Here is a 13,685-nt window from a genome sequence, read left to right as displayed (position 1 = left end):
GATATTAATTTATCCTATATTGTTATTTTATCGTCATTGGACGAATTTTGTCACTGTTTTAATACATACAGAGAACAGATGAATACTACCTCACAACCTCTTCTGGAGGCCTATCAGTTAGGAAATCTCCAATTAAAAAACAGAGTGGTTATGGCTTCTTTAACCCGTGGAAGAGCTACCAATCCGGACTTGATTCCAACGGCCATGATGGCTGAATATTATGCGCAACGTGCTTCTGCCGGGTTGATCTTATCCGAAGGAACCTGGGTAAATCCGCAATCAATTGGCTTTATTAATGTTCCGGGCATTTATACAGGAGCGCAGGTGGAAGGTTGGAAAACGGTCACCAAAGCGGTCCATGACCATGATGGCCTGATCTTTTTACAGTTAGGTCATATCGGTGCGGGAGCGCATCCCGATTTGCAAGGGGGTAAACTTCCTGTCGGGCCGTCGGCAGTTAATATAGAATCACAATCATTTACTCCGGAAGGTTTTAAAGAAACGGTAATACCCCATGAAATGTCGGTCGCAGAGATCCGTCATACGATAGAGGATTATAAGCATGCTGCCAAAAATGCAAAAGACGCCGGTTTTGACGGTATTGAGATCCATGCTATCGCGGGAATGCTTATTCCACAGTTTCTCAGTACTGCCACCAACAAGCGTACGGATGAATATGGCGGAACTATTGAAAACCGTGCCCGCATCATTTTTGAAATATTGGATGCAGCAACTGAAGTTTGGGACAGTACCCGTATCGCGGTAAAGTTCAGCCCTGTGATGTTAAGCAGTGTAGGAATTGTGAAACCGGATGAAGAAACCATTGCTTTATTCCAGTATATTTTACATCAACTGGAGGATTATAATTTGGCTTTTGTACACCTCGTAGGACCGTCAGAAAATCTGACGGGTACACCTGTGGAAGCATTGCAGGATCATTATTTTGCTCATTTCCGGAAGCATTACCATGGAAGGATTCTGGCCAATTCAGGTTTCTCTAAGGATAGTGCCGATGAAATTCTAAGAGAGGGTACTGCGGATCTGGTCTCTTTCGGAGAGCCTTTTATTGCTAACCCGGATCTGGTTGAAAGGTTTAAGCAAGGGGTGCCTTTGGCAAAAAGTGACAGAAATACCTATTATTCAGGGGAAGAAAACGGATACATTACTTATCCTAAGGCGACCATCTGATGCCTTTAAATAGCTGTTCATCTTTGGAAAGCAGCTTTAGATAGAAAGGCAGTACCGGATACATAAAATGCCCAAAAGTAAAATGATGCTTTCAGGCATTTTATGTATTGTATATCAGGGTAGGGTGTAGCGCCTTTAATGGGCAGGCCAACCATACCGATGAATATTCCATCAATGAAAAATATCATACCTGCTTATTTTTACTTCTTCTAAATAAAAATTATTTTTGCGAAAATTTTGCTGATTTAAGATGAAGAAATATTATACTCAGGTTGTTTTGCTGATCTCAGGTCTTGTATTTTCCCAAGACACTACAGATTCATTAGCTTCAAAAAATATTGAAGACGTAGTTATTGTAGCGTCCAGGAAACCTACGAAAATTTCGGAAATCCCGGGAACGGTTTGGGTCGTTCAGAAGGAGAAAATCCAGGAACAGGCCAAGAGTGGGGTTCCTATTAAAGAAATGTTATCTATTCTGGTTCCCGGTATCGATATCGGTCCTCAGGGCAGGACCAATTACGGACAGAATATGCGCGGGCGGTCTGCTTTAATCATGATTGACGGGGTGTCCCTGAACAGCATCCGTATGATCAGCCGCCAACTGGATGCAATCGATCCTTTCAATATCGAAAGAATTGAGGTACTTTCCGGTGCAAGTTCCATTTATGGAGGAAATGCAACAGGAGGAATCATCAATATCATTACTAAAATCCCTTCGAAAATTGGGATCAGCGGTGAGACGGAAGTGGGCCTCCGCAGCGGTTTCATAAGCGGTGAGGATCATGATTTGCGCGCAGCGCAGTCTTTAGCTTTAAAAGGAAAAAAGCTTTTCGGAAGGCTGGGCATTGCTTACCAGCAGAATGGAGGGGTGTACGGAGCAGACCGGAAACAGGTTTTTACAGATATTACCCAAACCGATCTTCAGTACAACCAATCACTGGACATTCTTGCTACCGGAGGATATACGTTCAACCGCCATCATACGGTTACCGCTTCTCTTCAGTATTATAATTCCAAATTTAATGGCGATCGCAGCTTGTACTTAGGTCCGGATATTGCCGCTTTTACAACAAAAAACGCAGGCCTGCTGGAAATGAGAGATGGTTTCTCATCCGATAAAAATATCGGTACGGAACGGTATATGGGAACGGTAACGTATAAGGGGAGCAGCATCCTGGGCAATCAGGACCTGTATGTTCAGTTCGCGACAAGAGGTGAGAAATTAGGCTTTTATCCTTTTCCCGGAACGGTAAAGCTACCCGCTAATACTTCCTACCTGTCTTCTTCCCAGCAAAATACCTTTTATTCCGGGATTAAGGCTTTATTATCCAAATCATGGAAGAACCTGAACTTTACCTATGGGCTAGACGTCGATCTGGAACGGTTTGAGGGAAACCAATCCGTATATGATACGGATCTCACCATGGCCAGCGGAGGCCTGGTCAATCAGACAAAATACAGCCTCGGAAGATATCCTACGAACAATTCTGAAAGTTACGCAGGATATATCCAGGCAAAATACAATCTGTTACCGAAATTACAGTTGAACGGCGGAATAAGGTATCAGACTATTAATGTTAAAGTGGATGATTTTGTGGGGTCGCAGCAGCAGACCCAAGTCGCTATGGGATACGGCGCCTCTGCCTCTGCCATTCCAGGAGGAGAAAGTTCCTACAATGTAAGCTTATTTAATGCAGGACTGATGTATAGATTCAACGAAAAACATCAGGTCTGGGGAACCTTTTCCCAAGGGGTAAGCTTAGCCGATCCCTCCAAATACTATGGAATCGGGGCGTATAAGCTTAACACCGCTACCGGAAACTGGGATATCACTTCAAGCATCAATGTACAGGAACAGCCTTTGCAGGCGGTAAAAACGAATCAGTTTGAGGTGGGGTACCGAATCAGCAGCGGCGGATTAAAGGCACAAATTGCCGGCTTCCTGAGCGCTTCCGATAAAAATATTACGGTGGACAGAACTACGTTACAGATCCTGGTCAATGATCTGAAATTAAGAAATACCGGAATTGAGGCCGAAATTTCCTACAGCATGAATAACGGCGTCTATTTCGGAGCCAGCGGATTGCTGATTCAGTCCCAGGTACACAATAAAGAAGACTGGCAGAAACAGGAAATCTACAATGCCTCCCCTTCGAAATTGGTATCATTTATCGGATATAATATCAGCAGGTGGTCATTCCGGTTCCAGTCCCTGCAGAACTTTAAACTGAGGGATGATATCAGTAATGAGATCGAGGGTTATAATACTTCTGATCTGCTGATGGGATATCAATTCCATTGGGGAAAAATCAACCTGGGGATCCAGAATCTGTTCAATACGGATTATCAGACTATCTGGAGCAAGCGTTCGCAGGTACTGTACTCTTCTTACGGCCTTCCGGAGTTATTCAATTATAAAGGAAGAGGAAGGACATTCAATATTTTCTATACCTTTAGTTTTTAACTTAAATGGTAAAAAGACGTACGGGTATAATGCTCGCGCAAGCTGGTTAAGCACAGCTAAGCATAACAAAATTGAAAAGAGGGCTGATTCAGTCCTCTTTTTATGATTCACAAGTTTGCTAAGTTTAAAATATTGGATTTTTGAGGGTGATTAAGCAAATATTTTTCGTTAAATACCTTTTTTTACACTACTAACAATAGGACCATTGATGTATATCATGTCCATTTTTTAAAATTAATTTGTGACTCATTATAAAATGACCTACTTTTAATCCCTGATCCTTAAACTGCTTTTTAATGCCGAAAAAAATTATAAGAAATCTTCAGATAGGAGTATTAATTTCTTTGATACTGCTGATTGCCAGTTCTGCAGCATCTTATATCAGCATACGGAAGCAGATGGAGAACAGGGAAAGCTTCTTAAAAAGCAAGGAATCTATAAGTTTGGTAAAGGATGTCTTAAATACCCTGTTAGATGCCGAAACAGGCAATCGCGGATATCAGCTTACGGGCCGGAACAATTTTCTTGAACCTTTTGATGAAGGGAGGAATGAATATCCGCTGCTGGTTTCTAACATCAACAGACTTAATCTCAACGATAAACATCAGGTTACCATCCTGAATGAACTGCTTCGTACTTCAGAAATGATGATGAAAGGGTATGTCCTGCTTATTGAGAATCGTAAAAAGGGAATAGTAATAACCCCGGATAAACTTGTGCAAGACAAGGAAGCTATGGACAAATGCCGCCAGCTGGTTCAGAAATTTGTAAAATACGAGGAGGCTCAGCTTGCCATAAAAAATAAATATCTGAACAGGTCTTCCAACTGGACTGTTTTATTCATCATCTTTTCTGCCGTTGCAGCTATTGTTACCACCGTTTTTGTGTATATACAACTGAAATCTGATCTTATCCGGCGTGATAAGCTGGAAAAAGATCTGTCCTACACTAAGGAAATGCTTGAGGAAACAAGTTCGGTAGCCCAGGTGGGAGGTTGGGAAGCCAATAGGGAGACCGGAAAGCTCTTCTGGTCTCAGTGTACAAGAGAAATTCATAAAGTAAAACATAATTTCCAGCCCACTTTTGAAAATGCCCTTGAATTTTACCAGGGAAAAAGCGGAGAGAAAATAAAAGATCTCTTTAACAATGCAATACAGCAAGGAATTGCTTTTGACGAGGAGCTTCAGCTTTTGCGTAATGACGGCGTTGCGATCTGGGTAAGAATAAAAGGTATTCCCGAATTTGAAGGGGGCACCTGCAAAAGGGTCTTCGGAACCATTCAGGATATTGATGCCTTAAAAAAAATGTTTCTGGAAGTGACCCGGAAGGAGGCTATCATGCAGTCCTTTGCCACTGATGTTCCTGTTCCTCTGGCCATGTTTGATAAGGACCTTAACTATGTTGCGGTAAGCAGCCGATGGAGAGAGGAATTTAGTATGAATAATGTAGATCTTATCGGTCACAATCTTTTAACGATATCTCCCAATATTCCCGAAGAGAGAAAAGAGATTTACAAGAATGCGCTGCTGGGAAAAACGTACGTCAACGGCGACTTTCCGCTAAAAGTTGAAGGAAAAGAAGAAATTCAGCATTATGATCTTAAAGTCGGACCCTGGTACCTTGCAAAAGATGAAGTAGGCGGCATCATTATTTCCGTACAGAATATTACCCAGGCAGTAAAAATCAATGAGGAACTGAAAAATGCCAAGGAAACTGCAGACATAGCCAGCAAAGCAAAATCTGAATTTCTGGCCAATATGAGCCATGAGATCAGGACACCTTTAAATGGGGTTATCGGTTTTTCAGACCTCCTTCTCAGGACACCGCTGAATGAAATACAGACTCAATATCTGAATTACATCAATGAATCCGGGGAAAACCTGCTTAACATCATCAATGATATTCTTGATTTCTCTAAGATAGAATCAGGCAAGCTGGAACTGCTGATAGAACCTTACGATGTCTACGACATGGTAAGCCAGGTAATCAATGTGATTCTTTACCAGTCGCAGAAAAAGAATATTGAGCTGCTCCTTAATATCGAGCCGGGACTCCCGAAAACTTTATTTCTGGATGGAGCCAGGCTGAAGCAGATCCTGATCAACCTTCTCGGCAATGCGGTTAAATTCACAAAAGAAGGTGAAATTGAACTGAAGGTTGAAAAGTTGAACATTGACGATCAGAATATCAAATTACGTTTTTCAGTAAGAGATACAGGAATAGGAATCCCGCAGGATAAACAAAAGTATATCTTTAATGCTTTTACGCAGGAAAACAGTTCGATCAGTAAGCAATATGGAGGAACAGGCCTTGGACTCACCATATCAAACAATATTCTCGGGTATATGCGGAGCCATCTTTCCTTAATCAGTACTCCGGAAAAAGGGTCCGTATTTTTCTTTGATATAGAGGTTCCGTATGAGACATCCGAAATAAAAGACGATAACAAACTTCTTTCGATAAAACGGGTGCTTATTGTTGACGATAATGAAGCAAACAGAATCATCCTGAAGCATATGCTTGCCTTTAAAAATGTAGAATCCGTACTTGCAGCCAGTGGTACGGAAGCCCTGGAGATGCTACTGAAAGGGGAACGTTTTGATGTCATACTGATGGATTACCATATGCCGATGATCTCAGGCCTGGATACTATAGATAAAATCAAAGAGCTGTTTAGCCAGCGCAACGAGGTTTCACCTCTGGTCATTCTCCATACTTCTTCCGAAGAGCACGATGTCATCAATTCCTTCCGGAAAGAAGATAATTCTTATTTCCTGATGAAACCTATCAAATCCGAAGAACTGTACAAAACGCTCAATCGTGTGGAGAAGAATAATTTTAAAGATGAATCTGTTGTAAAAGATACAGCGGCAGACAAGGGATCTGATTTTCAGGAAATGGATGTATTGCTCGTGGATGATAACCCGGTCAATATGGTCCTGAACAACAGGATGATGAAAGCAATTTCATCCCGTTTTGATCTTACAGAAGCGGTAAACGGACTTGAAGCCCTGGAGCAGTGCAGGATAAAACAATTTTCCATTATCCTGATGGATGTGCAGATGCCGGTAATGGACGGTATGGAAGCGACAAAACAGATCCGCCTGTTACCGGGATATGAAACCGTTCCGATTATAGGGGTTACGGCCGGAAATGTACTGGGCGAAAAAGAAAAATGCCTGGCCAGCGGGATGGATGACTTCCTCCCAAAACCTTTAAAACAAAATGATCTGGAAGCGATGCTGAAAAAATATTTTCCTGTCACTGGTCAGTCTGTTGGTACTACCCATACGGATGTTCTGGATCAATACATTGATATGGATATGCTCAATGAACAAATAGGCGATGATGCAGAATTTCGGAATCTGTTTCTGAACCTCGTTGTTCAGCAGCTGGATCAGGCAGTGCAAGACATTAAAATTGCGCAGGATGCTGACAACGGATCAGATATGGGGGTGATCCTTCATAAGCTGAAGGGGACGGCAGGAACGGCAGGACTTTTCAGACTGGCGGAATGTGCCAGGGATTGGGAAATAAAATTAAGTAAGAATTCTGATTTTACATCGCTTTACGGGGAAATAAGTGAAGAAATAAGAGTAGGATCAGAAATAATTAAAGGTTTAATACACTAAAATCACATAAGCATACTGATTTTGGTGGCCGAAGACGATGAGCTGATTCTTTTGTTATGCCTGTACACCGTTATTTCACGGAACATTCCCAGGAAGCCGTGGAGTGAATGAAGAACCTTATTATGATGTACAACAGATCCTTCAATTCTTCGGGATGGAAAAGCGGAAAACAACCGAATGTTTACTGATTATACATCCTGAGAATTTCCACCAATTCGGGTACGGACCGTATCTTCAGCTTCTCAAACAGCCGGTTTTTATACGTGCTGATCGTCGATGAATGCAGATTGAGCTGATTGGAAATTTCTTTAAGGGGAAGACCTTCTGCAAGCTTATTGGCAATTTGCAGTTCGCGGTCTGATAGTGCTTCAAAGGGAGAGTTTTTTGCCGCGCCGGTTAATGATTCCGAAAGGATCGCTTCTTTCACCTGATCGCTGATATACCGGCCCTTGCTGAGCATCGCCGTTAAAGCAGCCTCAACTACTTCACTGGAGCTCTGCTTGCTCAGATAGCCGCCAGCGCCCATTTTCAGGTATCGCATTGCATACAGCTCTTCATCCTGTGAAGAAAAGATCAGGATTTTTAATTCAGGCTGATGAATTTTTATGTAATCTATGGCTTCCTGCACAGTACCATTAGGCATATTCACATCCAGAATGGCCAGATGCAGTTCTTCATTCAGGATGAGTTTATACAGGGATTTATAATCCTCTACTTCTGAGATGACGGCATCGGGCATGAGCCGTCTGATCGTTTGGATCAACCCCATGCGTACAATACCATGATCATCTGCTACTACAATACGAACATTTAATTTCAAATCCTTCATTCATTCAATTTAGGTAAAAATAGAGAAACGGTTGTGCCGTTACTTTCAGACGAAATGATTTCGATGCTTCCGCGCATCAGGGAGATAAAATTTTTGACAATTTTCAAACTTAATCCAGTTCCCTTCTCGCCTGCAGTTCCCAGAAAGATGGGGTTATCATAAGTGTAGATCCCAGAGATGTACTTTTCACTCATTCCCGTTCCGGAATCAGTTATAGAAAGGATGACCTGATCACCTTCTGTAATGCTGTTTAAATAAATGTCTTGTCCCGGCAGGGAGTATTTTACCGCATTATCAAAGATTTTTTCCGATACATACTTGAGCAACAGTGGGTCAGTGATAAGAAATGCGTTGTGATCTCCTTTATAGTGAAATGTAATATTTTTTTCTTTTAATCTTGTGGAATAGTTTTCTTCCAGCTGGTGAAAAAGATCCGTCACCATGATGGTAACAGGTTTAACCTTAAACTCCCCGTACTGTGTTTTTAGCCAGGCAATGCTGTCCTGCACCGTTTGCAGATTCTTCCGGGCATCGCTTTTGATCTGCGGCAGCAACTTAAAAAAATCTTCCTCACTGATCGTCTTTTCTTCCAGCGCTTCTATAAGCCAAAGAAAATTTCCAAACAGTTCTTTTGGGTCATGAGATAATATCGAGATCAATCCGTTCTTAAAATTGATTTCGTTTTCCAGTCTTTCGATTTTTAATTGTAGTTCGTTCATACAATCATTCATGGATTCAATATCAAAAGTTAAAAATATGCTATATTTTTTAAATAACACTTTATTATTTAGCTTTTTTTTCGGTTTGCATGCCAAACTATTTTTGAGTGATATCAGACAGGGTATAGGATATGTTTTGATAAAGTCCTGATTAAAAGTTCTGATATTCCGGCCTGAAGGCATTTTTGTTCTTCACGGCAAAGATGAAATGCCGTTCATGCAAAAATAGGAATTTAGATATTTTTTCCAAGGCTTTTATTTTTTTTGAGTTGATTCAATGCCATTGAGATAGGGCATCTGAATATGGGGTTTTCGTTTCCGGATTCTTTAAGGTGGATAAAACGCGTATATATGTTTCATCCGAATGGGATTGGTAAGCCTGTTTTCCGTTTCAAAATCGTCATAGGAATCCTGTCAATTGGTCTGTACAATACAAAAATCGACGCTACAAGGTAGCGTCGAAATATTGTTTTCATTTTTAAAATGGTTTTAATCCCCATTCATAATAGTCTTATGATCATCTCTAACAGTCCCATCAATTCGGACTTGTCCATGATCAAAAGCAAAGCTTTACTGCTGTTGTTTTCCATGACTCCGATATTGTTTAAATTGCCGTAAAGCTATAATACACATTGACGGAATAGGTGGTATTTTCTTTCCCGACCAGACTTTGGGCACCGGCAGGGGGAATGGTGTATCTTACGTTCAGCCCCCGGTCCAGAACCGGTGTTCCGTTAGAGAGTATCTTTTGGGGCGTTTTGGATAAGGGAACATTGGCAGAACCTCCATCCACGCCAATTTGTAACAGGTTGGAACTGATGTCGGTCTGCAGGCCGCCTTTTTTGAAATAATTTTCGTCCGATTTTACATAAAGCTCAAAACTTTCATTATTGGACAGGATAATTTGGTTGGGAATCATTTGCGACTGACCATTGGTATACTGTTCAGCGGTATTGAAATTGAAGTTTACATTTCGCCCGGAACCGGGGATGGTGATCTCCGACAGAGGAAGCACTTTCAACTGAACTGCCGTATTCTGTAAACTGTTAATGGAATTGTCTGTACTCCTGGCATTGAAGTTCAATTCGAACGTATACGTTCCGGCTTCGAAAAAAAAGTTTTTAAAATCTTCCGCAGATACGTAAAGTTCCGGACTGAAGCTGTTTCGGTTTCCACCTGACACACTGAAATTGGCTGCGGAAAAATTCTGAAAATCGGCAGATAAGGCTTTGGTCGTGAGTGTGGATCCGCTACTGCCCAATTTGAGGGTTCCTATATTTCTGGTTCCGGGAACGCCTTTTGAAGAAGTGAACTGAATATTGGTGGCCGCAGCTTTCGCCCATACGTTAAAATCGACGGTCTGTGCGATTTCCGCATTGTCTAAGCTGAATACCCGGTTACCGGAAATCCGGTAATCATTTAAAGAAGATATTTCTATGTATTTTGTCAACGAAGTGGTCATCCATCTGATGGATGAAGGAATGACTAAAATCGTTTTAAAGTTACGGGGCGTGAAATCATAATAATTCTGACTGATATCCATGGAATAATTTCCGGCCCTGAAGGTATTGGCTGCAAACTGAGCAGCCGGTATTTTGAATGTGAAATTGATATTCCCCCGGTTGAATCCTCCGCCGAAAATAATGGATCCTGGTGGTTCAAACCATCTCACAGCACTTGTATTGAACGACTGAAAACCGGGTAAGTAACCCGAGTATCCGGTAGCCGGCAGCTGCCCGCCCATGCTTTCCAGCTGCCACAGAAGAGTGGAGGCGGGCAAAGTCGCTGAGGAAGAAGCGTGCGTAAAAGAGGGTCCGGACACAGATGTAAATGTAGGAGCTATAGGCGAAAATCCAAAAAAAACATAATCCCAGTTTGTCCTGTTCGCGTTCGTCATTACCCTGGTAGGTACTGAGGTAAATTCAATCCTGTTAAAAATATTGTTTTCAGGTATCGAAAGGTACACATCCTGAGCTTTCGTGGCTGTAGACCCGCAGAACACAATAAAAATTCCTATTAGAAAAGCCCTCATCGTTTTCATACTTTTAAATTTAAAACTTTTTCACCTTTATCACGGTGTCTTTCTTCTTATATTCAAAAACTACGGTTTGTGAATACCCTTCTTTTGTCACCTTAATCGTTTGGTTGGGTTGTATATAGCTGTATTTGTCATTTTCAATATAGAGGTTGTATATTCCGTCTTTCAGGAAAAACTCAAACTCATTTTTCTGGTTCACCACGGCGGTATAGATCTTACCATCTTCACCTTTTGCGTACACCACGATTCCGGTTACATCCGTTTCCAGATCATCGTAGGCCTGTTTTACCTCTGTTAGTTTCCCGCTTACCCTGATATTTTTTACCAGGCCTACCTTGCGGTTGATATTGTTACTGACCATCATTACAGGATCCATCATCAACCGGGCACCCGCACTTTCGTTCACCTTCAGGGTGTACATTCCTTCAGGCACATTCTGGAAAACTACTTTTCCGTTCTTGTCGGTTAAGGCAACAAAATTGTCCAGTTTCACTATTTCATTGGCAAGGACCGGTTCGCCGGCATCCAGGAGTCCATTGGAATTTTTATCTTCAAACAACTGGAGCGTCACTTTATGATTTCCAAAGGCCGTAGCGGTAGTAAAATATTTTTTAATCCCTACTCTGAACTGGTAATAACCGCCGCTGCTTGCAAACTCAGCCGTCGATTTGTACCCGGAAAAATTAACATACCCTGTAGTGGACCAGGATGGCGAAATCTTATATTCCAGGTTCCCGCTCACGTTGCTGTTCAGGTTTTTGTAAAGTTCCGAATAGGAAGCTCCGGCTGAAAAAGCTCCGGTCAGATTATGATTCATCATCTGGAAATTATACGAAGCGTATACATTGTAGTTGGCGAAATTACGGTCTGTATTGTAATAAGAAGTTAAATCAAAGACATTGGTTGCGTTCCATTGCGCCGTCCCGTTGAGGGAGAAGGATTTATACCGGTAAGATAAAGTTGTCTTCAGGCTGTTGAACCAGTCCGGGTTATTATCCGCTTTTGAATAAGAATATTCAGCCGTCAGGTTCAGTGTGTGAGCGCCCAATGTAGTGCTCATGTTGGTCTCCAGCCGGTATGAGAAAAGCTCATGCGAGGTATAAAAACTGGCTGTTTTTTGCTTTTCAATCCTGGGAGACAGCAGGAAATTCCAATTCTTTACAGAAAACTGGTACCCTGACGCCAAAGCTTCCGTACTGTTGAAATAATACCGCAGGTTAGCCGTATTTCCAGCCTGGATGGGTGCATTCTGGAAACTCAGGAACTCAGGGTCTACCTGCGAATTCTGGTATTGTATGAAAGCGCGCCGGGAATCCGAAAACTGGCGGCTGATCCGCTGGTTGGAGATCAAAGATCCCCGTTTGATCCCTGCATAGCTTTTGGTGGCGAAGGAATTAACGGACTGTATTTCCCATTTTCCTATTTTTCCCTCGTAATGGGCTCCCATTAAAGCGCCTTCGTTTTCATCTTTGTTGGAAAGCCCCTTTTCGTGGCTCAGTCCCATCTCCGCCCGGATGGTATGCTTATAATTAATTAAAAATGATGATACCGCGTTGGCCACCTGGGTGTCTACGTTGAAGCGCGGATCATGGTCGAATAGGTAGGATACTTTCCCATTGAAAGTTTTTCCATTCCCAAAGCCATATTTGGCCCCCGCCATGGTAGATCCTTTTATTTGCTGGAAATACGTACCGTAGAGGTTATAATTATTTTCCAGAGCAAGAACTTCAATCTGATTATTCTTACCCAGCTGAGTGGCAACTTTCCCGCCTCTCCCGAAAACCGGGTAGTCGTAATCGTTACTGTTTACATTGCCCACGCGTAATACCGTATTTTTTCTCTGCAGTTCCAGCCAGGTATCATACACATTATAACGGCCGTCAAGATAGTAATCCGCACCCATATTGAAGCGCGATTTCAAATTTTCGGTCACGCTGAATGCTGTATTTCCCCTCAATTGAAGAAAATTAAAGCCTGAGCTGTTTTCATTATAGCTCATTTCCGCAAAATTACTTCCGTTCATCGCCTCGTTTCCCCGTGCAATTTGTCTGTTGTGGGATAGAATGACTAAGTTGAGCGTGTTGCTTCCCACGATGGTATTGTCAAGAAGGTCGGTGGCAGTTGCATTGATATTAAATTCCGGATAAAGTGTATTCTGTTTCCTGACCCTGATTTTGATCTCTACCGTTTGTTTTTCCAAACCTTCCAGAGAGACGGTCGGTTGGTTGGGCATCATTTCCAAACCATCGGGAATGGACTGCAAATCAATCCTGACGGTCCGTTTGCTGTAGCCCTGATTTTCTACCATCAGCAGGATGGAGGATTCGGGGGCAGCAGGATTAATGAAATTTTCATAGGTGGCCGTATAAATAGCGATGTTTTTATTCTCTTTTTTGTTAACGAAGAATGAGGCACTTCCATTTCCGGTGACCGTTGGGGTAGTGTAAGAAACCTGGAATCTGACCTCATTGGATCTCAGTTTCATGAAATCCACGTTGGCGATCAGTTTCACAGGAAGATTCTTAGACTGACCTGCTCCTAATGTAAAGCTGTTTTGGGGATAGAAAAGTAATCCGGGATATTGTTCGCCAGGTATGATATTCTGAATGGTAACCCCTTCCTGACCTGTATTCTCAATAACCAGGAAATTAGTAAAAGTAGATCCCTTCTCAACAGCCACATTGTCATTTTCAAAATGGATCCGGATATCCTTCTTTTCCTGCGCAAAGGCCAGGGAAGAGTGCAGGAGAACAAATGCAAAGCATAAGATTGTTCTCCTCAGGACTGATATCGATATGCCATTTTGTGGTTTCAA

The 13,685-nt window shown here is 42.1% G+C and carries 7 protein-coding genes; 3 read left to right on the top strand and 4 right to left on the bottom strand.

Translation table 11 applies throughout. From position 1 onward, the window contains the following. The first annotated feature begins 78 nt into the window (after nucleotides 1–78). From CGB83_RS04220 to CGB83_RS04210, 3 genes are all read left to right on the top strand, one after another. Entirely contained in the window at nucleotides 79–1,188 is a 1,110-nt protein-coding gene (locus CGB83_RS04220; RefSeq protein ID WP_100074672.1) for an alkene reductase, read from the top strand. 250 nt (nucleotides 1,189–1,438) lie between these two features. Further along, nucleotides 1,439–3,652: a TonB-dependent receptor gene (locus CGB83_RS04215; protein WP_100074671.1), complete on the top strand. Its 2,214-nt coding sequence runs from the start codon at nucleotides 1,439–1,441 to the stop codon at nucleotides 3,650–3,652. 296 nt (nucleotides 3,653–3,948) lie between these two features. Beyond that, complete coding sequence (locus CGB83_RS04210; RefSeq protein WP_228420095.1) at nucleotides 3,949–7,284, top strand: response regulator; 3,336 nt, start codon at nucleotides 3,949–3,951, stop codon at nucleotides 7,282–7,284. A 181-nt stretch (nucleotides 7,285–7,465) separates the two neighbouring features. Here CGB83_RS04210 and CGB83_RS04205 read toward each other — a convergent pair whose 3' ends face one another. The 4 genes from CGB83_RS04205 to CGB83_RS04190 form a co-directional block, all read right to left on the bottom strand. Continuing rightward, complete coding sequence (locus tag CGB83_RS04205) at nucleotides 7,466–8,113, bottom strand: response regulator (protein ID WP_100074670.1); 648 nt, start codon at nucleotides 8,111–8,113, stop codon at nucleotides 7,466–7,468. Continuing rightward, nucleotides 8,110–8,832, bottom strand: coding sequence for a sensor histidine kinase (locus tag CGB83_RS04200; protein ID WP_228420093.1), 723 nt, complete (start codon nucleotides 8,830–8,832; stop codon nucleotides 8,110–8,112). Before CGB83_RS04200 ends, CGB83_RS04205 begins: the two co-directional genes overlap by 4 nt. A 604-nt stretch (nucleotides 8,833–9,436) precedes the next feature. Further along, nucleotides 9,437–10,873, bottom strand: coding sequence for a hypothetical protein (locus CGB83_RS04195; RefSeq protein ID WP_100074669.1), 1,437 nt, complete (start codon nucleotides 10,871–10,873; stop codon nucleotides 9,437–9,439). Nucleotides 10,874–10,883: 10 nt separating this feature from the next. Next, a complete protein-coding gene (locus CGB83_RS04190) occupies nucleotides 10,884–13,685 on the bottom strand; it encodes a hypothetical protein (RefSeq protein ID WP_228420091.1) in 2,802 nt (933 codons plus the stop codon).

Origin of the sequence: Chryseobacterium camelliae (assembly GCF_002770595.1) — a bacterium.
Classification (GTDB): domain Bacteria; phylum Bacteroidota; class Bacteroidia; order Flavobacteriales; family Weeksellaceae; genus Chryseobacterium; species Chryseobacterium camelliae.
This window is presented reverse-complemented; position numbering and strand designations above follow the sequence as displayed.